Source organism: Candidatus Peregrinibacteria bacterium (assembly GCA_016699755.1).
Lineage (GTDB): Bacteria > Patescibacteriota > Gracilibacteria > CAIRYL01.
In genome coordinates this window covers 470,514-493,031 of record CP065009.1, presented here as the reverse complement: position 1 = coordinate 493,031, position 22,518 = coordinate 470,514, and the positions used below count along the sequence as shown (strand labels likewise).

Genomic DNA, 22,518 nt, shown 5'->3' with positions numbered 1-22,518 from the left:
ACCGATATCTTTACGAGTGGTTCATGGGAAATTTTACTCGCGTTGCATCCCATTCTCGGGAAGAAAGATCTGTTGGTATACCACCAGTAAGAAACTCCACATCATCAAAAACAGTCCGCTTTAAAAAATCATATTTTTTTTGAATTGCCGCATTTTTCTTTGCATACTCTCGAAAGGCATTCCCTTGTTCTAAATAAAACAAAAAAGATTCTGCAAAATCTTCAAACGGATCAGTAGCAGCGTATCCAGTAACAAAATCTTCCGCGCCTCCCCCTTCTTTCTGCTTCTTTTCATTTTTCCATGAAATTTCATAAAATCGAATACTCGGATCGCTCAAAAGTACAGGGTGCGTTCCATCTCGAAATAGAGAAGCTTCGCTTCCCGAAACCCCCTTGAGACCACTTAAATCAACAATATGACCAAGCTCGTGAATGAGAACTTGTTTTCGTTCTGGTAGAGAAAAAAGGTCGGAGCGAATGTAGAGTGAAGTAGCCCCCGAAAGTGCTCGAGGACGGCTCATATCGTCAAATGTAGTGATAGACTCAAGACCCAAAAGAAATGAACATGGAATAAATTCGGCGGCGCTCCGAAAAACCTGTTCCTGTTCTTTCGGAAGATTATTAAAAGGTTTTACAGAACATAACTCGGAATCCCCTGCCTCTTCTACTTGTGAAGGAGCTTGCAAGGAAAAATCAGGAAGAGGAGTAGAAATAGAAATGGGAGTGGGAATGGTGAAGCTTCTGGAAAATAGGGGGGCATTTGCGTGCGTTTTTTGGTAATCGCCTAAAGAAGTTGGTACGACTAATAAAAGAAGAACACCACTGGTAAGAGCGAGAAAGAAGAAGAATACTTGTTTTCCCATATAAATTTGCTAAAAGTTTTAGATTTTAAACAACTGTTTTTTATTGTCAATGTTTTTCCCGTGCCCGACATAAGAAAAAATGAAAAAATGAGAAGAGCGAAGTATTGTTTTTCTGTTACTCTCCCCAACTATGGCGAAAATTCTTGGAATCCTTTTTGGACTTTCGCTCACCGCTTTTATCGCTGTTCTCGCTTGGCGTGTTTACCCCGAAGAAATTATAGAACTCCTTCCAAGCGCTATTCGTCCTACTCTTCAAGAAAGCAAGGAAAATTCCCAAGGAGATTTTTTGCCAAAAACACCAGAAGAAAATCTTAATAAAGACCCTCTTCAAGAAGAAAATGCACCAAAAAAAACAGGGGAAGAGGAGAGTTTTGAAACTCTTATAAAAAGAGGCGGCGGATACCTCTCTGAAGGATATTTGAGTCTTGCTATTAAAGATTTTGAGCGCGCTACAGAAATGGATCCCACCTCAAAAGATGCTCTTCACAAGCTCATTTCGGCGCAAATTGCTCTTCAAAATTACGATGCAGCGAAAGAATCTACAGCAAAGGCACACCAAGCTTTTCCTGATGATATTTCTTTTTCCGTGCTCCTTGGAGAAATTGAAATTCAACGAAGTTCTTTTGGAGAAGCAAAGAAAATATTTGAAAACCTTCCTGATTCTCCTGAAAAAAACTACTATTTTGGAATCATATCTGCTTATTTTGGAGATTACGAAACAGCAAAAAAACTCCTCTCTTCTCTCGCAGAAAATACAGAATACGGAGAGCAATCGCGCATTGTATTAGGAGCTTTTCAGGAGTTTTCTCTCTTTCCCGAGGGAAACCCATTACACTTACAACTCCTTCTTGCAAAATCGTTCGATGCTCTTGGTTTTTATCAAATCAGTATTGAAATGTGCAAGAAAATTCTAAAAGAACAAGAAAACTATCGTGATGCATGGATTATTTTGGGACACAGCTATCTCTCACTCGAAAAATACAACCTTGCTCGAGATGTTTTTATAAAAGCACTTGACCTTGATCCCACAAAACCAGAAACTGCTTTTTTTCTTGGCATTTCAGAAAATGCGCTTGAGCAGTACGAAGAAGCCATTACACACCTCTCCATGGCTCGACAAAATGGATACATTCCACAAAATGAAGTAACTCTTTTGCTCGCAGAAGCCTATATTGGAGGAAAATATTACGAAGCCGCACAAGAGGAATATGACAAGCTTCTCGAAATTCATGGTGCGCCGATTGAACACTACGAATCCGCCATGCATCTTTCTATCGACAAACTCAAAACCCCAAAAAAGGGGCTTGAAATAGCACAAAAATCCGTGGAGGCATATCCAGATTCAAAAGAGGCAAAAGCTCTTCTTGGTGAGGCATTTTTTGAAAACGGAGAATATGAAAAATCGAAAGAGGTTTTTCAGGAGATTCAAGAAGTAAATTCAGAAAATCCAATCCCTCATCTCTTCTTGGGAAAAATTGCAGAGCAACAAGGGGACTGGGGAAAGGCTCTTGAAGAATACAAAAGAGCATACGATATTGCCCCCTATTCAAATACTGGTTCCGAAGCGGCACAAGGTTACAATACTTTAGTGACTTCCGGAAAAAGAGATGAATAGATGTAGATCTGCCAACCAATATTGATTATCAGTATTTTTCATTATGAAAAAATGGATTGTACTGTGTGGAAAAATGGATATTTTGTGCAATTTTTTTACTTATTTTGTATCATTTTCTGGAAAGTTTCCTATTTCTCAAAGAAGATATATTTGCTTTTCTACTTAAAAATGTTTGGACATTCTCATGATGAGAGCTACTGGAGGTCAAAAGACTACCTCCCTAAGAACGGTCAACAGCTAGAATCACAAAGACACTTCAGGAGAGTACCAAATTTTCCAAAACAGATGGTTGTTGATGTAGAAGTTCCCCCCATTGAGGGTCTCCCAACAACAAAAGAAGGACTTAAAATATTCTTTGCAGAATTAGGACTCTAAGTATAAGCACTCCTTTTGCAGGAAAAAAAGTGGATACTTGACAAAATAAAAATAATTTTGTTAAAACAACACACTTCACTTTTATTTCTCCCAAAAACGCATGGCGACATTTCAGAGTATGTTTCGGAAAAGCTACGGATTTTTTTGCGATCCATTTCCAGAAAAGGCATTACCAACAGCTCCTTGGAAGCCAAGTGACGCCGTAAAAATGGTTCTTTTTTCTTCGCTTCTCCTCATTATCGTTTCATACGGGGGGTTCTTTTTGGCAATGCAGATTTGGGGGCAAATACCAGCGGCAGAATTTCTTCTTAATAATAAGCAAGAAATCATTATTGCAGGAATCCTCTTGCAGGTGCTTTCTCAGGTTGGCTTTCTCTTTTGGTATTCTCGAAAAAAATATGGTGCTGGGCTTTCAGATCTCGGTTTTCGAAAGATCCCCTTCAAAACCACATTCGGTGTTTTTGTGCTTCTCTTTTGCACAAGTATTGCGTTGCAAAACGGATACTTCTTTGGGCTTAACCTCCTTGGTATTGGTTCTGTTGCCAATTCTGGAACTGTAGAACAACTCATTTCCGAACGCTGGATATCACCTCCTCTTCTTTTTGTTTTTGCTGGAATTATTGCCCCTGTTTTAGAAGAGCTAATTTTCCGTGGTTTTCTCCTGAGTGGCTTTCTTAAAAAAATGAATGCTTTTCACGCTATTGCGCTTTCTTCACTCTTTTTTGCCGCGGCACATCTTCATTTGGGGCTTTTTCCTGTCTATTTTGTATTGGGAGTTCTCCTTGGAACAGCATTTATTCGCACGAAATCGCTCTATCCAGGAATTGCATTTCATGCCGTCAACAATACTATTGCCTTTATAGCAGTTGTCTCTGGTTCCTAAGCTAAGGATTTTGCAAGAAGTCCTGCACCAAAAGTAGCGGAAAAGGGAATTTCTGCAAGACGAAAGGTAACAGAAGAAGGAAGGTTTCGTTTTCGCAAAAGCGTTTCCGTTCGCTGGGAAATTTCTGGCAAAAAAGGAGGGAAGACAGTTCGCCCAACGCCTCCACCAAAAACAATGACAGAGGGATTGTAGAACAAAATGACGTTTACCAAAAACCGCGAAAGTCGAGTCACCCAAAGCTCAAAAATGTCATATTCTGGCAAGATTTTTTCTTGCCATTTCCGAAAGGAATCTTCTCCAAAAATAGCACCCTTACATCCGAAATGTTCAGCATCTCGACCGAGTCCTGTTCCCGAAATAAAAAATTCATTCGTTTCAAATGTCTCAAGTGCATCAATACTGGCAAATGCCTGCCCAACCTCTCCAGAAAATCCTTCTGCACCGCGAAAAATTTTGCCATCGAGAATAATTCCGCTTCCTACTCCCGTTCCAAGACTAATACCAACTACCACTGACTCCCCTTTTCCAGCACCCTCTAATGCCTCAGTATAAGTAAAAAGTCGTGCATCGTTTTCGAGAACCATGGGAAGCGAAAAGTGTTGCTGAAGACGCTTAACGAGAGGAAAATCGGAAAATCCAGGAATGTTTGGTGCTGTTCGTACAATACCATTCTCGTGATCAACAAACCCCGCCCAAGCAATACCAATAGCAGTAACTGATTCATTGAAAACGCTTTCGGTTACTTGAATAATATTTTGAAATACAGCATCGGCACCTTTTGTTGCTTCAGTAAGAACTCTATTTTCGTCCTCGTGGGACATATCGGACTCCGAGAACCGAATAGCACGAATTTTCGTTCCTCCTACATCAACTCCAATGAGGGAACCCATAGGGACGATAAAAATCATCACACAGTGTATGACTTTTTTATCAAGAGGGCAAGTATATTATTCGTTATTCCCAAGAAATAACAAGGATTTTCCATGAAGACGCATGTACTATGGAGTAGGAGAAAAATGTTTTTTTGCGCTCTCAAGCATTCCGGGGACTGAAATGTTAAACCATGCTCCATCAAGCAAATATCCAAAGAGCTTTCGTTCTTGAGCAAGAAGAGGAAAAACATCTTCCTCTAAGCTTTTTGCGTCCTCTGGAAAAAAAGAAAAAATCTCTGGTTCAAACGCATATATTCCCGCATTAATAAGATTAGTAAGCCGTGTTTCTGTTTCGGAATGAACAGGTTTTTCACGAAATTCTGTAATTAAGTTTCGCTTTAAGCGCACTACTCCCCAAGGGAGCGGATCGGAAATACTCGTTACGGTAACCGTGGCAATACTGCTTTTTTCTCGATGAAAATCTTGAAAATCAAAGAGATCAAGCTCCGTTGCAATATCGCCGTGGAGCACAAGAAAAGTTCCCGGATGAAGAAGTGAAGAACAATCGAGAAGAGCAGAAGCGGTATGCTCGGGATTTGTGTGCACAAAATGAAACGTAAAATCTTGAAATTTTTTGCCACCAACAATTTTTTGTAACAAAAGCGATTCTTGAGAAGAGCAGAAAAGCACAGAAAGAATTCCAATTTTTTGAAAACGTCGTAAAAGAGAGACGATGAGTGATTCTTTTTCAACCTCTTTTAAAAGATCTTCTTCTCGATGAACAAAAAGAACAGCTTGTCCGACAGAGGAAGCGAGAGAGATTTTAAGATAGTGCTCAATGGCATGAGAACGATTTCGAATTCTCACTCCATCCACTTTACTGTCGATAAGGCTTACGATTTCTTTTTTAAGCGTCAGAGAGATTCGAATTCGATCTTGCATTCTGAGGAAGAAAAACAGAGAAAATCATACGAAAATTCTGAAGAGAAGGTCAAAACGAAAGAAAAAGAAAAAATCCTCTTGACGTTTATTTTAAAAAAAGTATTACTTTATCGTATGTTTTTTCTTTTTTAATAAAAATGTTGAGATATCCTCAGGAACGAGACTGGCTTTCCAACAAAGAAGACCGTGTAATTGAAGGCATGGTTCAGAGTGGAAAAATGACCGAAATATCTAATGGCGTTCGAGCACTATTGGGGTTCCCTGTTCCTCCCAATATAGAGGAAGATTCAAGAAATCAATATATCCCTGGTCCATATCAGCCAGGTGCATCTTGTCGAGCTCCATTTTAATAACATACGCTCTTGGAGCAGTCTCTTAGGACTGCTCCAAATAGTTTTTATCCAATCATTTTCTGTTCTGCAGAAATGCGACAAGTGTGTTTTGGATTTATCGGACAAGGAATCTCAATCATTATTTTGTTTATTCCGCTTAATTCAGCTCTAAAAAATTTCTGAATACCTTCTACAAAATTCAAAGCATCAGGACATTCTTCTTGACAAGGACTTTCTCCTTTATTTGTCTTTTGGGGATTCTCTATTCGAATAGAGAGGAGTTGTGCACCCTTGTCTGAAAGAGGATAGATCATCATTTTAAGAAACAAACAAAGGAAATGAAAAAGAGGAGAAATTGAAGAATTATATCAAAAAACGTATTCTCTTTTGGCATTTTTCCACATTCTTATTCAATGATTGCCACAGTACTCCTTGGTGCCGGCTCTGGAACACGTTTTGGAAAAGAAAAAATATTCGTTTCTCTTTTGGGAAAACCGCTTTTTCTTTGGGGTACAGAAGCATTTTTGCAGATTCCAGAAATCGAATATATCTTCTTGGTCGTTCCATCGCAAGAGCACAAGGATTTAGTTCAAAAAAATATTGTGGAGTGTGCAAAAATAACTATCATCGTTGGAGGAAAAAATCGTTTTGAGAGCGCAAAAATCGGATTTTTCGCAGCGAAAGAAAAAGGAGCAAACCTTATTCTCTTTCATAATATTGCCAATCCACTCGTCACAAAAAAGGAAATTACAGAAGTTATTTCTGCCATAAAACAAACGGGCGCCGGGGGAGTAGGAAGATCAATGACTTCCACAATTCGAAAACAAAATAGCGGTATTCTTCCGCGCGAAGAGCTTTGGGAGATGGAAACGCCACAAGGAGTTCGAGCAGAAGTGTTTGAAAAAGGATACACCCTCCTCTCAAAAATACCAACAGATGATCTTGCAGTGGCAGAAGCCGCCGGCATTTTGCCAAAGATCATCCCTGCTTCTCCACAAAACCGAAAAATTACATTTCCAGAAGATCTTTTCTTTCTCGAATCATTTGTGAAGGGAAATCAAAAAAAACGCATTGGAATTGGACAAGATTCGCATCGTTTTTCCAAAGAAGGAGAGCTTGTTCTTGGAGGAATTTTGTTTCCAAAATCGCCAAAACTCCTCGGAAATTCTGATGGAGATGCCGCCCTCCATGCAATTACCAATGCGGTTTCTTCTGCGCTTGGTGGCGGATCACTCTCTACATTTTCCGATACGTTGTGTCAACAGGGAACGACGGATTCCAAGGAGTACTTTCGGCATATTCTCAAAAAATTGTGGAGTGCTGGTGGCACGATAGAAAATATTTCTCTTTCTCTGGAAGCAAAAAATCCGAAGCTAGAACACCGGTTCGCAGAAATGAAAAATCTTCTTGCGGAACTCTGCCAGATCTCTCCAGAAGATATTGGTATTACCGCCACGAGTGGAGAAGAGCTCACAGAGTGCGGAAAAGGAGAAGGAATTTCTGCAATAGCCATTGTGCAGATTTCTTTACTACCGTAACAGATGAAAAAGATTTCCCTTTCTGCTCCAGCAAAAATCAACTGGAATTTACATATTGGAGAAATCCAAAAAAATGGCTTGCACGAAATTTATACAGAAATGGAGAAGATATCGCTTGCAGATGAATTGGAAATAGAAATTCTCCCACAAGAAAAACAAGGAGAAATTGACTTTGTGTTAAAAAATCCACAAGAATTTTCTGTCCCAAAAGATGAGACAAACCTTGCTGTACGCGCCGCACGATCATTTTTTGGGGAAACGCTTTTCCCTGCCATTTGTATTCGCCTCACCAAAAACATTCCCACCGGATCTGGACTTGGCGGAGGAAGTTCAGACGCAGCAGCAGTTTTAAAGGGGCTTTCTCAAATGTTTCCAGAATGCATTTCAGAATCGGAGCTCTTTCATATCGCAAGTAATCTCGGTTCAGATATCCCCTTTTTTTTTGGAAATTTTTCCCGCGCTACTATAGAAGGAACAGGAGAACGCCTCACCCCCCTCCCTCAAATTTCTTCGGGATTCCTTACTCTCTGTCTTCCAAAAAATATTTCCATTTCCACTGCTTGGGCGTATGAGGAATGGGAAAAAAGAAAGACAACCGTACCAAATGGGAATGATTTTGAGCCAATCATCTTTTCTGCCTTTCCAGAGCTCTCTCATCGGGCAACTCTTCTCAAGGAATTTGGAGCAGAACATACAGCGCTCAGTGGTTCTGGCGGAACGGTATTTGGCGTGTTTTCCGAAAAAGCAAAGGCAGAAAAAACTCAAAAAATGCTCAAAGAGCATGGCGATTGGACGGCAGTATGCAGACTCAAATAAGTCCAATTTTGCAATATATTGTAGAAAAATGAGAGACCAACACACCAAACCTTAGGCTGACCACAAGTAGAGCCATGTTGTCATCCGAAAAAATAGTTGACAGAAAAAAGCATATGCATAAAATACGCAGAAATTTAATCTCAAATGAGTCACGCACCATCAAATATCCCCTCACTTCTTCTCGAAAAAAAGAATTCTGAGATGATGACTCCCCTTCAAAATATAGAAGAGTTGGCGCCTCGTGCACTACAAAAGGCGTATGAAGAAGCACGCGAGCTACGAGAGAAGATTATTAAACTTCTGAAGAAAAAATTTGGGAATAGTGTATGGCGCGCAAGAGAATTAGGATATCTCTCGTTTTACAGCATTCCCCTAGGAAGTGAGGATGATGAGATCCTTGCAAAATATCCGATAAAAAAATTTAACCCTTGGAAAAATGTAGAAATACTGAAACAGTGCAGTGCTTTTCATGGCTTCATGGGAAGCACTCTTGACTGGGAAAAAGATACCGAAGGAATTATTTTTTCAGATCTCCCCGGTGAACTGTCGCTTCTCTTATTTTTTAGACAATTCTTTGAAGATCTAAAAAAAACTCTTAATGAGTCTTTTTTTTAAACGCGGAATATTACGCCCACAAAATTCGCTCTATCTTTTTCTCACGATATTCTGTTCTCTTAATAGCCTCCTGACGAATACGAATTTTCGTCTTCGCAGATTGATAGTAACGTTTTTTTCGAACCTTCTTAATGATTCCAACATTCTGCACCGTTTTCTTAAAGCGACGCATGAGCTTTTCATTATTTTCATTTTTTCGACGGACGGTGTAGATGGACATGCAAAGAAAAAAGAACGTAGGTCTATTTTTTCACGTCTTTTCTAGAAAAATCAAGTCTTTTCTCTTGCTGTTTTTCCGAGAATCTCAAAAAATGGAATGAGTTTTTAATTTTGCTTTACCAAAAACGTGCTCTACACTAAAGAAATATCGGTCGATACTGGAGAAAAGCGAAATACTCATACCAAGTTAAGAACAGAAGAGGACGTTGGCTATCTCGCTCTTGATGTTTTAGAAACAGAAGAGACTATTTTTATTCTCGCCCCCATCGCCGGAGTAGAAGAAGGTAATCTTTCTATTTCTCTGAATGACGATCTTCTCGTTATTTCTGGAATGCGAGTTCGTCCAACATTTCTTCCACAAGAAAGTCGAGATCTTGTTTCGGAGTGCTACTGGGGTTCATTTTCTCGGCATATTCTTCTTCCCTCTGCAGTCAATACCGCAGATATGATTGCCCGCATTGAACAGGGCATTATCATTCTCGAAATTCCAAAGGCACGAAAAGCAAAATCGAAAATCATTTCTCTTTCCTCATCACAACAATGAGTGCGCGTCGTGTTCGAAAAGCTGTTATTCCTATTGCTGGTCTGGGAAGTCGTTTTCTTCCAGCAACAAAGTGTATCCCCAAAGAAATTCTCCCCGTCTATGACCGACCTGTCATTGAACTTATTGTTCGCGAACTTGCCAAAGCGGGAGTGGAGGAAGTAATTTTCGTTGTTCCGCCAGAAGGAAGCGTGACGCCTAATCATTTTTATGCCAATGAATGGCTTGAAAAAGAACTCAGAAAAAAAGGAAAGGATCATTATGCCGATGAAATTCGAGCGCTCGCTCGGCTCGTAAAAGTTGCCACTGTTGTTCAACAAGAACCACTCGGAGATGGACACGCTATTTTGCAAGCGGAAGATCTTGTGGGAGATAATGATTTTTTTGCCTTTTTTGGGGATGAAATTTTTGATGCGGAAAAATCTTCTCCAGAACAACTTCTTACCGCAGGAGAAGGACATAATAAATGTGTCCTCGGTATTCTAGAAGTTCATCCAGAAGAAACTCATAAATTTGGAATTGTTGAATCGGCGACAAAAATAGAAAACGGGAGTTTTGAGATTAGCTCGTTCGTAGAAAAACCAGCACAAGGAACTGCTCCAAGCAACTATGCGCTTATTGGAAAAAACCTCTGTACGCCCGAAATTTTCTCCGCCCTGCGTCATGCCAAAGTAGGAATTGGAGGAGAGTTGCGCCTTGTAGATGCCTTTATTGAACTTCGAAAAACCAAATCAATCTTTGGACGCATTCTTACTGGAGAACGATTTGATGTGGGAAATCCTGATGGATTACTTGCGGCAAGTTCTTATTTTTCCCAAAAGAACTCATCTCTACAAAAATAGGAAAAAGGGTTGAAATTTTCGTCGGAGTTTGGAACAATGAAAGGAATACTTTTTTTTCATCAAAATGCCGCAGAAGCAAAAAAAGGGAATCCAACGAGGAAGGCAAAAAAATCTGAGTCAACGCACTATTCAAGCGCTTGCAAAATCGGAGGAGTGCAAAATGAGCGGAAAACACAAGGAAGCGCTCACTATTGCAGAAGAAATTCTCATAGAAGACCCTGCATGTGTAGAAGCGGCTGAAGAGGTATCGGACAACCTTTTATCACTCGAACGCATTCCAGAAGCCATGCGAGCGGCAGAATATGTTCTCCTCCTCTCTCCTAAAAGCTATATCGCAAATTTTGTGCTCGGCTTTGTTGCTTCCCAAAAAGAAGAATGGGGGAAGTCGATCTCTTTTTTCCAAATAAGCAATGCTGGTCAACCAAATAATCCGGAAATTCTTCGGTGTCTTGGTTGGTCACTTTTTCACTCCGGAAAACGAAACGAAGGAATAGCCATCCTTCAGAGGGCGCTTTTTTTGCGCAATGATGATCCTGCTATTTTGTGTGATCTTGCTGCGTGCTATCTTCAGATAAATTTTTTTGAAAAAGCCATCACGCTCCTCGAAAAAGCTGTTGCTATTAACACAGGAGATAATCGTGTTCAAGAACTCGTCACTCTTGCAAAAAAGCTCAGAGTTGCATTTTCAGAAGACATAACCTAACCCCTTTTGTTTCACAAAAGATTCTCTTATTGCCCCTTTCCCAAAAGGGAAACAATTTTTTCGTTCACGATATCATGAAGAGAGGATGGCACCACCTGTTTGAGTTCGAGTAAAAAATCGAGATATGCAGATGTTTCTGGAATTTTTTTAAGTGAACGTGAAAGGATCTCTTTTTTTCGCTTTCCGTTTTTGCTTCTGCTAATTCCCGAAGAATATTGAGCATCTCAACATCAGAAGAAAAAGAGGCTGTTCTCCTTTCTTGTGGTACAAGTTCTTCATTTTTTTGTTCTAAAGAAGGATCTAAAAATCCCTGCTCTTCTTCTGGTGAAAGAGAACTTTCCTCATTTTTCATAACATCAGTTGTTTCTTCTTCATTATTTTTTTGGGCAAAAGGGTCTGGTCCCCACATATTATTGAGTTCGCTTGCAATGTCTTCTGCCTCCTTTTTTTCTTCTGTTTGGAGATGTACTTTTTTTATTTCAGAAGTGTTTTTCGAAGACACCATTGGCATATCGACCTGTTTCTGTTCGGAAGCATCTAATTCCCCTTCCCAGTCCCAGCGATCTTTCGAAGTTGTCGACTCGCCACCGAAACAACCGGAAAGGAACAGAAGACTGACAAGAAGAGGAGTGAACCACTTTTGTTGATGAGTTTTTTTCAAAATGTATTTTTATATTTCGTACTATTATAAAATTTTATAATATTTTTCGCAAATAAAAAGTTATGAAAAAAATAGGTAAGGTAAACGAATATTTTAAAGATGTAAGAACCTGAAAGAAACTTGTTTTTACGCAATTCTCGCAAAAGTATTGCAACACACCTACAATGGAGAGTGATCATCTTTTTTATGAGCAAAAAACGAACCGCCCTCATCCTTACATTTCTTGGAATATTTTTTCTGGTTATTTTTTTAATCAAAGTTAATGGTGTGCAACATTTTTTTTCAGAAGAAAATCAGGAAAAAATACGTACATTTCTTCGCTCTGCCGGACCGATCGCCCCTTTCCTCTTTGTTGCTGGATACTATATCGCCACGCTATCCTTTCTCTCCACTCTTGCACTCACCATTTTGGCAGGCGTACTTTTTGGGAAGGCATTTGGGGCATTTCTTGTAATTATTGCGGCGACCGCGGCGGCACAAACCGCTTTTTTAATCACACGATATTTCGGAAAGAATCTGCCGAATTTTGTGGAAAAAAAAGAAATGCTCTCAACCTTTACCGAAAAAATAGAAGAACGGCTTTTACATAATGGACTTCAAACATTCATTATTCTTCGGTGTCTTCTTCTTCCCTACGCGCCAGTGAGTTATGCCGCAGGACTTGTAAAAACCGCAAAAGCACGCGATTTCTTTTGGGCAACTTTGCTCACAAATGCCGTTTTAAGTCCCGCATTTGTGTTTTTTGGAGATGCCATTACCAAAGGACCAAAAGCGCTTCTTCTCCCCGGAATACTAATTGTGTTTGTACTTCTTGTTCCACAAATTATCAAAAAACTCACTGCACAAAAAACTTCCTCCTGATTTTCTTCTGCCCCTTTTATGAAACCCGAATACGATCTTCTCGTTCTTGGTGGAGGTGCCGCCGGACTTACCATCGCATCAGGAGCAGCACAACTTGGCGCAAAAGTCGCACTCGTGAGTAACGCACTGCTTGGCGGAGATTGTTTAATGTTTGGATGTATTCCCAGCAAAGCGCTTATCAAATCCGCTCGCATCGCACACACCATTCAGAATGCAAACAAATATGGTCTTTATGCGGAAAACCCAAAGTTTGATTTTTTAGAAATTCAAAAGAGAATCCAGAATGTTATCGGTCTTGCCGCCGAGCACGATGATCCGAAGAGATTCCGAGATATGGGTGTTGATGTTATTTTTGGAAAAGCCGATTTTTGGGACGAAAAAACCATTTATGTGAAATTGAGCCCAGAAATGGAGAAATTTCAGCAAAAGGAATTTTTGACACGAGGAAGTGAATTTCAAATTTCTGGAAGAAAAATTGCCATTGCTACTGGCTCTCGACCATTTATTCCTCCAATTCAGGGTTTACGAGAAAGCGGATTTGTGACCAATAAAGAAATTTTCTCTCTCAAAGAGCAACCAAAAACTCTCGCTATTCTTGGAGGTGGTGCTATTGGATGTGAAATGGCACAAGCCTTTGTACGTATCGGAACAAAGGTTTTTCTTCTTATTCGAGGAGAGCGAATTTTGCCTCGAGAAGAGGAGAAAACTTCTGAAATACTTATGGAAGTCTTCCGTGAAGAAGGCATTGCTATTCACACAAAAAGCACTGTTCAGCAGATTCACAAAACGAAGGAAAAGAAAGTAATCACCTTTCTTCAAGGAGAAGATTCCAAAGAAATAGAAGTAGATGAAATTCTGGTTGCCACAGGGAGAATTCCAAATATGGATTTTCTCAAGCTCGAACGAGCTGGCATAGAGTATGACAAAAGAGGAATTACAACAGATGCGCGCCTCCGAACGAGTAAAAAGCATATTTACGCCGCTGGGGACATTAATGGAAAATCTCTCTTTACCCATACTGCCGGATATGAGGGAGGTATTGTGGTGGCAAACGCCATAATCGGTATTTCGCGAAAAGCAGACTATGACAACATTCCCCGCACTACTTTTACCGATCCAGAAATAGCAGTGTGTGGACTGAGCGAAACAGAAGCAAAAAAACGTGGTATTTCGTATCGAGTTTGGACACATTCATTCGAAAAACAAGACCGTGCTTTAACAGAATCGGAAACACGCGGATTTATAAAAATTCTTACCACTGGAAAAAGGGCAAAGATTATTGGTGGAGAAATTGTGGGATCGCACGCCGGAGAAGTTATCCACGAGCTCATTCTTGCGCGAAATGCAGGGCTCACTCTCGGACATATTGCGAGTTCAGTACATATTTACCCCACGCTTTCAGAAATTGTTAAAACCGCCTCGGGGAAATTTTTTGCGGAAAAACTCTTTTCACCAAAAACACGAAAAATTTTGCGATTCCTTTTTCAATACCGAGGGAAACAATAGCTTTTCGCCCATTGTTACCGATATATTTTTTTGCCATACTTGCTGTTGTTTTCTCTGTCAACGCCTTGTGAACGCTATCAGCAATGCTATCCAAGAATCCCCTGTTCGTCCTGCACTCATGACTCATACCATTGCTGGATTTCCAAGTTTTTCAGAATCGAAAGAGGTTGTGCGAATGATGGACGAAGTTGGAGCAGATATTATCGAAATTCAAATCCCATTCTCCGATCCAGTGGCAGATGGTCCTACCATGATGCGGTGCAATGAAATTGCAATAGATCGCGGCTTTCGCGTGGAGAATGCGTTTAAAATGGCACAAGAACTTTCTTCGGAAATAAGTACTCCTCTTCTCTTTATGACGTACTACAATATTGTTTTTAAGAGAGGCGTAGAAAAATTTTGTCGAGAAGCAAGAGAAGTGGGTATTCAAGGAGTTATTGTTCCCGATATGCCACCAGAAGAGGAAAAAACAGAACACTTTTTAGAGGCTTGCCAAAAGAAGGTCTGTGTTGGATTCCCGTTATTTCGCCCGTTACTCCGCCAGAGCGCATTGCTCTTCTTGCACAATATGCAGGTGGATTTTGGTATGTGGTTTCTCGCACGGGAGTCACCGGTGCGCAAGACAATTTTTCTGAAGCGGCAGATGAAAAAATAGCAGAGATTCGAAAAGTGTCTGATCTTCCCGTTGCTCTCGCTTTTGGAGTAAGTATACCAGAACACGTAGAAAAAATAGGAGAAAAGGCAGATATGGCAATTGTTGGAAGTGCTGTGCAAAATATTTTCCTTCGAGAAGATCGCCCATTTTTGAAGAATCTTTCAGAAGCAGAAACATTCCTCCGCTCCCTTCGCAAAAAAGCGTCTTTATCTTGAACAGAAAACAAAATGCCGATACAATGCCGCCGATATCGGGGCGTAGTTCAGTTGGCTAGAATACACGGCTGGGGGCCGTGTGGTCGCTGGTTCGAGTCCAGTCGCCCCGACCATTAAGCAATTCAGGGGAAAATTCTTCCTTTTGAAAACTGATAATCGCTTTCTCAAGCGGTTTTTCAGCATGTTGCAGATGGTTAAATCGCAATTTTTCGCCTTGGATGAAATTATTTGTATTTTTTATCCTTTCAAGCGCAGGAATGGCTTGTAAAAGCACCTTATTACCATGTAGCTGGATGTTCTCGAATATCAAATTAAGAAACCTTCTTTTGAGTAATGGGTTGAGTTCTTTGAAGCGATACGGCACGGAATTAAACAGTTGGATGACTTGTAAAGTGGTGTCCCACAGGGCGTTTTCCATTTTATTTTCCACCGTTTCCAGCTCGCTTCTTAAAGTATGACGGTCGGAGACAATTCTGTTTTTTTGGATTACAGCTTCATCCGCATCAAATAATCCATTCAAAACCGCCTCATGCAAGTTATCCAGTTTTTTATCCAGCTGGATGACTTTCATATTTAGCGCCTGTCTTTTTTCCTTGGTGTCTTCTCTTACTTTGAGCCTCAAAAACTCCACGGCGGTCTCATAGTAAAAAAATAACTCTTTTTCGGTTTCGTATTTTCCAAGATGAAACATGATCTGATCCTCAAGGCGATCTTCCCTGATTGAGGTTGTTTTACAGTCCTTATTGCTGCATGCAAGATACACGAACCCTTTATGCATGCTGGATACCAAATAATGACCGCATTCACACTTGATCATCTTAGAATAAGTGAAATCCCGCGTGGTTTTGATTCGTTGCGTACGCCCGTCGAGGATTTCCTGCACTTGGTCAAAAAGTTTTTTGCTAATCAAAGGCTCGTGATTTCCTTCATAAAACCGCACCTTGCCTCGGCGTTTTCCCCATGACATCAAACCATAGTAGAAAGTTTCCCGAAGCATCCGTTCAAACACACCTTTGCGTAAAAGGCTGTTTTTTTTGTTTGTCATGCCTTTTTGGCGCATGTATTCGCATAAGCTACGCATTGAGTAGTTTCCTGTGGCAAAAAGCTCAAAACACTCTTTTACAAAAGGAGCGAGCATGGGGTCGTGATACTTCTTTTTAAAGTCGGGGTCTTGCCCTTTTATGCCCTCACGGTAGCCGAGTGGCGCATTAGTCGGATAATATCCCCGCATCAGCACTTCTTCCATTTTCGTGGTCACTTCTTCGGAGAGGTTTTCCGAATACCAGACGCACATATTGCAGAAATTTCGGAAAGCAAGGCGACCTGCGGCACGACTGGTATCAAATTCTCCTTCGATGACAATGATTTTTTTCTTTTCATTCGTCATCAACTTATCCAGCAGAGAGAAGTCGCCGACATTCCGCGAGCTACGGTCGAGTTTATGAAAAATAACCCCTTCTATTGAGGGGTCTTTGAGATGCTCGAGCATGCCTTTGAATTCCGTTCGCTTTCCTTTGAAACCCGACTTTGCCTCGCTGTACCATTCCACCACTTCAAGTTCTTTTCTTTCAGCGTATTCCATAATAATTCTTTTTTGCGTAGGGAGAGAGTTGTCCCTGTCAGCCTGAGCCTTCGTTGATACACGGCAGTAAGCGAGGTATTTTTTCATATGCGGGTTATAAATTATGTTTTAAAAAAATTGCGATATTTCAGCATTCCTTTGCATTCATCGGGGCATTGGCCTCTGCGTTCAAGATCGGAATATGCATCAACGAGGATTGGAATCAGTTCTTTAAAAAATTCCACGAATTCTCGTTCTTGCTCTTTATTTGGCTTGTGTGCCTTATTCATCAAATATACGAACTGATCCTTCTCTTCTTCGGTCAGCTTTCCATCGAAATAAGAATTATCAAAGTAAGATTTATCCATAGATGTAAAATTAAGAGTCTAATAATTTTTTATCCTGCGGGCTTTGTAGGTAGTTTTCTTTGGAAACGACCTTTTTACCACTTTCAATTTCGAGCTTCTTGCGGGCATCTCCCGCAATTTTTCCGCCTTTCTGTGCGGCAGTTTTGTTTTTATCAAAGCCTTGCGCGTCGGTATTGCGAGCGATTTCCGTTGTAGCCGCCTCACCAAGCATAGAGAAAATCAACTCAAGATCGTTCATGTGATCACGAAGGTTTTCCCGTTTTAGTCCTTTTAATTCTTTGTATTGGCTTGGTGTCATGCCAAAAGTCGCCTTAGAAATCTCGGCGGTCAAAATGGAATACTCTCTTTCTTCTTTTACTCCTCGTTTATCCCATTCATCGGTCAATTCTTCACGAATGGCAATGCCACGCATACGCTTTTCAATCCATGCATCGGAATATCCTTTGGCTTTATAAAGCGCTCGGGTTCTCTTACTGGCAAGTTCGGGATCTTCGATCTCCTGTACTCGTTCGTAGCCGACTTTAGCGAGCCAGCGCTTGAATGGTTCTGCTTTCGGAGATGAAATAGACTGAATAATGCGGAAAATTCCTTCAGTATTGGCACAGTTTGTTTCTCTCATTTTCCCGTCTGGTGCTTCAATTCGAAGGGGGGTACAAATTGTCCCCCAGTTGACATCCAGTTCATTATCTCGTTTTCTCATCTTTTTGATGTACTCTTTCACATTGGTTGAATCCGTGAGCACCTCAACCACATCCGAAACGGAAAACCACCACTCATTATTATGGAGGGTTTTTCGGACTTCCTTGCCTTTGAAGATGGCGATTTTAGTTTCCATAGTAAGAAAATTAAAGTTAAAAATTATTTATGTTTCGTTTTAACGATTTCGTATAACTGGAAGAGTTTGTCTTTCTCGTCTTTTTCCAATTCTAAAATTCTCAAGATGAGCTGATGTTCATCGTGATCTTTTTTCATTATCTCCTCTACTATTTTAGTAGCATCACTATTTACATTCACATTATTGCCGTTGCCTCCGACGGTAACATTTTTCTCTCCTCCGTTGCTGTTTACACTACTATTCTCGCCTCCGACTAAAATACCGCTCTCCTTAATCAGCTCAATCAGTGCGTCATACTTTCTTGCTTTTTCTGCAAATTGTGTTAATTCGGGATTATCTTCTCCGTAGAAATAGGATAAGGTTTTTTTGGTAGCAATCGCAATGTCAGGCAGGTACTTTTCAGGGTTTTTAATGAACCCGCTCTCGATTTTTTGAATCGTGTTAGAAGCTTGTTTCATCTGACGGGAAAGCTCTGCCTGCGACCACCCAAGTTCCTCTCGGACAGCTTTAATTCGGGCGATGATTTTTTGATGTGAGGCCATGTTGGAAGAGTTAAAAAATTAAATATTATACCTTTTCTGCTTCAAAGTTTATTCCAAGTTGGGTTCAATGTCAAGACAAATTATGTTTTTTCTTAACTTTCTATACTAAATTTTCTTGACTTCCTATTCCAAAACGATATAATGGTTAGTGAAAGAACAGGTTATTCCGTTAATTAAGCCCCTTTGGGCAAAAAATTTTACCTCTAATAATTCCAAAATGGTATCACTAACGAGTAAAAAAACAGGCAGACCCTATAGCACCCCCGAAAAAACTCGACAGGAAATGTGGGAGCTTTGGCTTAAAGGCTACACCTATATGGAACTTGCCGAAAAGTACAGCATGTACCGCCAAAAGACCCGCACTATCATCCTTGGATTCTCTCCTGCTTTAGAGGATTTCAAAAAACATGATGAGAATCGAAGGATTCGCGAGGCAGCGCAAAAACTTAACTCTTAAATTTAATTATGAACTATGAAGCCAGATACATCGGAAAAACTATCGCAGGAAGAAGTGGAAGTGATCGATTTTCTGGTCGAGCTCATTCCTGTTTTGCAAGAGATCAAAATCGACCTCGAAAAAAAGAACCTCCTTGATTGGGATATCTGTCCCACTAAAAAAAACTCTTAATTTTTACCTTATATTATGCAAACAATCGCAGTTTTATCGCCAGAGTGGTGGTTTCAGATGACGGCAGTCATGATCTGCTTCAGCGGATTTTGTTTTGCCCTCTGCGCAATGGAACTCGTCGTTTGCATATACGCCGAAATCAGAGGTATTCCATGCGACCTCCCAACCCAAAAGGACATTCACCGCCTATTCCTCTGGTTCAGACGCAGAAAAATCAGGAAACAGCTTCTTCCTAAAAAAGAAGGAGTTTCAAATATTTTTTCATCATTTAATCCAAATTGCCATGACAAAAACTAGCACAGCCTTAAAGGCGACCAAGGCAATAGCGGTCGCACTCCCACGAGATGTTTGGCAAGAGCAGAATGCTCTCGCTGAAATCCAAAAAATCTACGGAAAAGACCTGACCGACGGCGAGTTTACAACGCTCTGTCAAATCGGACAGGCCACAGGACTCAATCCTTTTCTCCGCGAAATCTGGGCGGTGAAATACGGGAATAATCCCGCCAGTATTTTTATCGGAAGAGATGGCTATCGCAAAGCCGCTCAAAGAAATCCCGAATACGATTACCACCATCTTGATGCGGTGTATCAAAACGACGACTTCAAAGTGGAAAACAGCGAAGTAAAGCACACCTACTCCGTCAAAGACCGCGGCACGCTTATCGGTGCATACTGCATCGTCAAGCGGCATAAAGCTACGAAGCCCATCTTCACCTTCGTGGATTTCAACGAATATTATCAAGGGAATAAAGATGATGATGGCAAGATCAAAAAGAAATTCGACCGTTTCAAAAAACAGTATGTGGATATGGGTGAGACGCTTTGGGATTCCAAGCCAGCCACGATGATCAAAAAAGTGGCGGAGGCTCAAGGGCTTCGCATGGCGTTTCAATCAATGTTTGCGGGGACTTATGCGGAAGACGAGCAATGGGATCATGAAGAAGTTCAAGAGAAGGAAGCAACGCAAGGAGCACCAGAAACCGTCAAATTGCCCGATCCAAAGATGGAAAAGAAAATCCAGCCTGAAACGGGCGAAGATCTGCACAAAGTTTGGAATGAACTCTGGACTCTCTATATGGAAAAAATGCCGAATGAAGCGACGGAAAACGGCGAACTCAAATATACGCCCGAAAAATCCGAAGCCACTCGCAAATTAACCATGCAAAAGCTTTGCGGAAAGAAAAGCTCCACTGATCTTACGGAAAAAGAAGCGAAGGAGTTTGTAAAACGCTGCAAAGCCAAAATCAAAGAACTCAAAGAGCTTCCAAATCCCAACGACGAGCAGGAAGCTCCGAGCTTATCACAGGCATTGCCTGCAATGGCCAGATAATTTTTAACTTACCTAACCATGAATAATTCTATCAAAAATCATCGGATATTCAATGCCGAAGACTACGAAAAACTACAAAAGAAGGGATATGACGATCCTGAAATAATCGAAATTTGGGATCGAGACATTAGACAAAGAGTCCTTTCGGATCTGCTTTGGATCGACGCGCACGCGCCTGAAGAAGCGGAAAGCATTCTCACTGAGTTTAAAAAAATGAGAGGCGAAAACCCATTTATCTTTAACCCTATAACCAATGCTTAAAACATCTGAATTTGTATCACCCATGCACCCCGATAAGCTCTGCGACCGCATTTCCGATGCGATCGTTGATGCATATCTGGAAAACGATCCCAACTCCCGCTGTGCGATTGAGGTCATGGGTGGACATGAACTCATCCAAGTGATGGGTGAAGTTACCTCAACTGCAAAACCTGATATTCGCGAAATTGTTCGTCGTATCGCTGGCAATTTGGAATGCAATATCCATCTGGTCAGCCAATCTCCCGAGATTGCCAAAGGAGTGAATGAAGGCGGAGCTGGAGATCAAGGCATTATGATCGGCTACGCCTGCCGTGAAAACGAAGCCATGATTCCGCAAGAACACTACCTTGCCCGAAGCCTGTGTCGCTATCTTTACGAACTGCATCCTGATGACGGTAAAACGCAGATTACGATCAACGATATAGGAGAAATAGTCGCCGTGGTGGCTTCTTGGCGAGGCGTGACTCACAAAACACTCTACGATGAAGTGATCGAATGGTACGAGAAAAACAATCTCACATTTGCCAAAGGCACAAGAGTCATCTTGAACGCTGCGGGCGACTGGGAGAAAGGCGGATTTGATGCGGACACGGGACTTACCGGCCGCAAGATCGTCATGGATGCCTATGGCTCAAGGATTCCCGTTGGAGGCGGAGCTTTTTCGGGAAAAGACTGCACAAAGGTTGATCGCTCAGGAGCGTATCGAGCAAGACAGCTCGCACTCCATGAACTGAAACACAATGATGTGCGTGATGTGCTGGTGCAGGTTGCCTACTCAATCGGCGAAGCTCATCCGATCCAAGTCAGCGTACTTTTCAACGGCGAACTGGAACACGACCTAACCGAAAAATACAAAGACTTTTTTACTCCTGCCCGCATCAAGCAGGAGCTTGCCCTTGATAAACCGATCTTCGAAGAAACCGCCTGCTGGGGACACTTCGGAAACGGTTTTGCATGGGATCAATCATTTTAATCTTTTAATTTTTACCATTATGAAAAACATTCTTACCAAATCGCAAATAGCGGACTTCCCCGTAAGACACCTTTCCATATCTGCTATGCGAACCTATCTCACTGACCGCCAGTCATTTTTCAAACGCTATGTCAGGCTGGAATTTGATAAAAAAGAAAGCCCTGCTCTGATCGAAGGAAAAGGAGTGCATGCGGTACTCGAAGGCTACTGGAAAGCAAAAAAAGACGGCAAAGATTTCAACTGGGAAGAAGCGATCGATGAACAAGAACGCATTATCGCAGCCAAAGACCGCGAAGGGCGAATTGACTGGGGTAAATCGGGAGACTTGGAAAAATCCCAAAAAAATATCAGGCAGGCTATCGAATTTTACCGAGAAACTCCGCCTGAATACAAAGAGATCGTTTCCATTGAAGACGAGTTTATCTCGAATTTTGAGGACTTGAACGGCAATGCCATGCCAATCCCGCTCAAAGGATTCTGCGATCTCATAATCAAAGAAGGCGAGGATTATATCATCGTCGATCACAAAACGGTCGCCTTGGTCAAACAACAAGACGAACCCGCTCCTGCTTTTGAACTGCAAGCAGCCGCTTATTGGTTTCTGGTCAGAAAAGAGTACGGCATCAATCCCAAACGCATGGTCTTCGATCAAATCAAGAAGACTAAAAACCGAGACGGAAGCCCGCAAATCACTCCATACATCATCGAATATACGCCTGAAATTCTGCTCCGATTCATTGAGCTTTATACCCGCGTAATCAAAGAACTGGCTGGTATCCCACTTTTTGATCCTGAAACGGGCGTGATGCAATTCTTGCCGAATCCGTTTGCCATGTTTGACTGGGAAGAATCATGGGCGGATTTTTGCGAAGAAGTGCAAAGTGGCAAGGAATGGAACTTGAGTGAAATCAAGGTTATTCAGGAAAACCGTTACTCCGACGAAGGTGCGGAAGCTTTGGATATTTAA

General features: G+C 41.2%; 29 protein-coding genes, 1 tRNA gene and 1 pseudogene. 21 read left to right on the top strand and 10 right to left on the bottom strand.

The genetic code is table 11. The annotated features are described in order from the left end of the window. Positions 1-10: 10 nt before the first annotated feature. Entirely contained in the window at positions 11-862 is an 852-nt protein-coding gene (locus tag IPN35_02300; GenBank protein ID QQS59689.1) for a hypothetical protein, read from the bottom strand. A 130-nt stretch (positions 863-992) separates the two neighbouring features. Here IPN35_02300 and IPN35_02295 point away from each other — a divergent pair, with 130 nt between their 5' ends. From IPN35_02295 to IPN35_02285, 3 genes are all read left to right on the top strand, one after another. Beyond that, positions 993-2,477, top strand: a complete 1,485-nt coding sequence (locus IPN35_02295) for a tetratricopeptide repeat protein (protein QQS59688.1) — start codon at positions 993-995, stop codon at positions 2,475-2,477. A 168-nt stretch (positions 2,478-2,645) separates the two neighbouring features. Then, the gene (locus tag IPN35_02290) at positions 2,646-2,852 is read left to right on the top strand and encodes a hypothetical protein (GenBank protein QQS59687.1); all 207 of its coding nucleotides are present in this window, start codon (positions 2,646-2,648) and stop codon (positions 2,850-2,852) included. A 100-nt stretch (positions 2,853-2,952) separates the two neighbouring features. Continuing rightward, positions 2,953-3,735: a CPBP family intramembrane metalloprotease gene (locus IPN35_02285; protein QQS59686.1), complete on the top strand. Its 783-nt coding sequence runs from the start codon at positions 2,953-2,955 to the stop codon at positions 3,733-3,735. On the opposite strand, the gene IPN35_02280 is transcribed toward IPN35_02285, so the two are convergent. Then, positions 3,732-4,625 carry an ROK family protein gene (locus IPN35_02280; protein QQS59685.1) on the bottom strand — a complete coding sequence of 298 codons (894 nt, stop codon included), beginning with the start codon at positions 4,623-4,625 and terminating at the stop codon, positions 3,732-3,734. The genes IPN35_02285 and IPN35_02280 overlap by 4 nt on opposite strands. Positions 4,626-4,733: 108 nt before the next feature. Beyond that, the gene (locus IPN35_02275; GenBank protein ID QQS59684.1) at positions 4,734-5,549 is read right to left on the bottom strand and encodes a nucleotidyltransferase family protein; all 816 of its coding nucleotides are present in this window, start codon (positions 5,547-5,549) and stop codon (positions 4,734-4,736) included. Between the two features lie 137 nt (positions 5,550-5,686). Here IPN35_02275 and IPN35_02270 point away from each other — a divergent pair, with 137 nt between their 5' ends. Further along, entirely contained in the window at positions 5,687-5,899 is a 213-nt protein-coding gene (locus IPN35_02270; protein QQS59683.1) for a hypothetical protein, read from the top strand. Between the two features lie 47 nt (positions 5,900-5,946). On the opposite strand, the gene IPN35_02265 is transcribed toward IPN35_02270, so the two are convergent. Then, a complete protein-coding gene (locus tag IPN35_02265; protein QQS59682.1) occupies positions 5,947-6,198 on the bottom strand; it encodes a hypothetical protein in 252 nt (83 codons plus the stop codon). A gap of 96 nt (positions 6,199-6,294) precedes the next feature. Between IPN35_02265 and IPN35_02260 the strand changes: the two genes are divergently transcribed. The 3 genes from IPN35_02260 (at position 6,295) to IPN35_02250 (ending at position 8,850) form a co-directional block, all read left to right on the top strand. Further along, positions 6,295-7,419 carry a 2-C-methyl-D-erythritol 2,4-cyclodiphosphate synthase gene (locus IPN35_02260; protein QQS59681.1) on the top strand — a complete coding sequence of 375 codons (1,125 nt, stop codon included), beginning with the start codon at positions 6,295-6,297 and terminating at the stop codon, positions 7,417-7,419. A 3-nt stretch (positions 7,420-7,422) separates the two neighbouring features. Next, positions 7,423-8,235: a 4-(cytidine 5'-diphospho)-2-C-methyl-D-erythritol kinase gene (gene ispE / locus IPN35_02255; protein ID QQS59680.1), complete on the top strand. Its 813-nt coding sequence runs from the start codon at positions 7,423-7,425 to the stop codon at positions 8,233-8,235. Between the two features lie 144 nt (positions 8,236-8,379). Continuing rightward, on the top strand, positions 8,380-8,850 hold the full coding sequence (locus tag IPN35_02250) for a hypothetical protein (protein ID QQS59679.1): 471 nt from the start codon (positions 8,380-8,382) through the stop codon (positions 8,848-8,850). A 10-nt stretch (positions 8,851-8,860) separates the two neighbouring features. Here IPN35_02250 and IPN35_02245 read toward each other — a convergent pair whose 3' ends face one another. After that, positions 8,861-9,070 (bottom strand): 30S ribosomal protein S21, encoded by a 210-nt coding sequence (locus IPN35_02245; GenBank protein ID QQS59678.1) that lies wholly within the window; start codon positions 9,068-9,070, stop codon positions 8,861-8,863. Between the two features lie 126 nt (positions 9,071-9,196). Here IPN35_02245 and IPN35_02240 point away from each other — a divergent pair, with 126 nt between their 5' ends. The 3 genes from IPN35_02240 to IPN35_02230 all read left to right on the top strand — a co-directional run bounded on the left by IPN35_02240 (position 9,197) and on the right by IPN35_02230 (position 11,155). Continuing rightward, entirely contained in the window at positions 9,197-9,613 is a 417-nt protein-coding gene (locus tag IPN35_02240) for an Hsp20/alpha crystallin family protein (GenBank protein QQS59677.1), read from the top strand. Then, positions 9,610-10,452 carry a UTP--glucose-1-phosphate uridylyltransferase gene (locus tag IPN35_02235; GenBank protein QQS59676.1) on the top strand — a complete coding sequence of 281 codons (843 nt, stop codon included), beginning with the start codon at positions 9,610-9,612 and terminating at the stop codon, positions 10,450-10,452. The genes IPN35_02240 and IPN35_02235 overlap by 4 nt, the downstream gene beginning before the upstream one ends. Before the next feature lie 64 nt (positions 10,453-10,516). Next, the gene (locus IPN35_02230; protein ID QQS59675.1) at positions 10,517-11,155 is read left to right on the top strand and encodes a tetratricopeptide repeat protein; all 639 of its coding nucleotides are present in this window, start codon (positions 10,517-10,519) and stop codon (positions 11,153-11,155) included. Between the two features lie 64 nt (positions 11,156-11,219). On the opposite strand, the gene IPN35_02225 is transcribed toward IPN35_02230, so the two are convergent. Beyond that, entirely contained in the window at positions 11,220-11,816 is a 597-nt protein-coding gene (locus IPN35_02225) for a hypothetical protein (GenBank protein ID QQS59674.1), read from the bottom strand. Positions 11,817-12,002: 186 nt separating this feature from the next. Between IPN35_02225 and IPN35_02220 the strand changes: the two genes are divergently transcribed. The 5 genes from IPN35_02220 (at position 12,003) to IPN35_02200 (ending at position 15,166) form a co-directional block, all read left to right on the top strand. Then, entirely contained in the window at positions 12,003-12,677 is a 675-nt protein-coding gene (locus IPN35_02220; GenBank protein QQS59673.1) for a TVP38/TMEM64 family protein, read from the top strand. Positions 12,678-12,695: 18 nt separating this feature from the next. Continuing rightward, positions 12,696-14,183 carry a mercuric reductase gene (locus IPN35_02215; protein ID QQS59672.1) on the top strand — a complete coding sequence of 496 codons (1,488 nt, stop codon included), beginning with the start codon at positions 12,696-12,698 and terminating at the stop codon, positions 14,181-14,183. Between the two features lie 67 nt (positions 14,184-14,250). Then, complete coding sequence (gene trpA, locus IPN35_02210) at positions 14,251-14,838, top strand: tryptophan synthase subunit alpha (GenBank protein ID QQS59671.1); 588 nt, start codon at positions 14,251-14,253, stop codon at positions 14,836-14,838. Beyond that, positions 14,772-15,053, top strand: a complete 282-nt coding sequence (locus IPN35_02205; GenBank protein ID QQS59947.1) for a tryptophan synthase subunit alpha — start codon at positions 14,772-14,774, stop codon at positions 15,051-15,053. The genes trpA and IPN35_02205 overlap by 67 nt, the downstream gene beginning before the upstream one ends. A 36-nt stretch (positions 15,054-15,089) precedes the next feature. Further along, a tRNA-Pro gene (locus tag IPN35_02200) sits at positions 15,090-15,166 on the top strand. Positions 15,167-15,912: 746 nt separating this feature from the next. Here the strand turns inward: IPN35_02200 and IPN35_02195 are convergent. The 4 genes and pseudogenes from IPN35_02195 to IPN35_02180 form a co-directional block, all read right to left on the bottom strand. Next, a pseudogene (locus IPN35_02195) lies at positions 15,913-16,347 on the bottom strand (recombinase family protein). Positions 16,348-16,736: 389 nt separating this feature from the next. Beyond that, entirely contained in the window at positions 16,737-16,982 is a 246-nt protein-coding gene (locus IPN35_02190) for a hypothetical protein (protein QQS59670.1), read from the bottom strand. 10 nt (positions 16,983-16,992) lie between these two features. Next, a complete protein-coding gene (locus tag IPN35_02185) occupies positions 16,993-17,817 on the bottom strand; it encodes a Bro-N domain-containing protein (protein QQS59669.1) in 825 nt (274 codons plus the stop codon). A 23-nt stretch (positions 17,818-17,840) separates the two neighbouring features. Continuing rightward, positions 17,841-18,359, bottom strand: a complete 519-nt coding sequence (locus IPN35_02180) for a helix-turn-helix transcriptional regulator (protein QQS59668.1) — start codon at positions 18,357-18,359, stop codon at positions 17,841-17,843. Between the two features lie 217 nt (positions 18,360-18,576). Between IPN35_02180 and IPN35_02175 the strand changes: the two genes are divergently transcribed. The 6 genes from IPN35_02175 to IPN35_02150 all read left to right on the top strand — a co-directional run bounded on the left by IPN35_02175 (position 18,577) and on the right by IPN35_02150 (position 22,518). Further along, positions 18,577-18,816, top strand: a complete 240-nt coding sequence (locus tag IPN35_02175; GenBank protein QQS59667.1) for a hypothetical protein — start codon at positions 18,577-18,579, stop codon at positions 18,814-18,816. Between the two features lie 15 nt (positions 18,817-18,831). Beyond that, positions 18,832-18,987 (top strand): hypothetical protein, encoded by a 156-nt coding sequence (locus IPN35_02170; GenBank protein ID QQS59666.1) that lies wholly within the window; start codon positions 18,832-18,834, stop codon positions 18,985-18,987. Positions 18,988-19,081: 94 nt separating this feature from the next. Next, a complete protein-coding gene (bet, locus tag IPN35_02165) occupies positions 19,082-20,317 on the top strand; it encodes a phage recombination protein Bet (protein ID QQS59665.1) in 1,236 nt (411 codons plus the stop codon). Positions 20,318-20,335: 18 nt separating this feature from the next. Beyond that, entirely contained in the window at positions 20,336-20,578 is a 243-nt protein-coding gene (locus IPN35_02160) for a hypothetical protein (protein ID QQS59664.1), read from the top strand. Continuing rightward, positions 20,571-21,551, top strand: coding sequence for a methionine adenosyltransferase domain-containing protein (locus IPN35_02155; GenBank protein QQS59663.1), 981 nt, complete (start codon positions 20,571-20,573; stop codon positions 21,549-21,551). Before IPN35_02160 ends, IPN35_02155 begins: the two co-directional genes overlap by 8 nt. A 19-nt stretch (positions 21,552-21,570) precedes the next feature. Further along, a complete protein-coding gene (locus IPN35_02150; GenBank protein QQS59662.1) occupies positions 21,571-22,518 on the top strand; it encodes a PD-(D/E)XK nuclease family protein in 948 nt (315 codons plus the stop codon).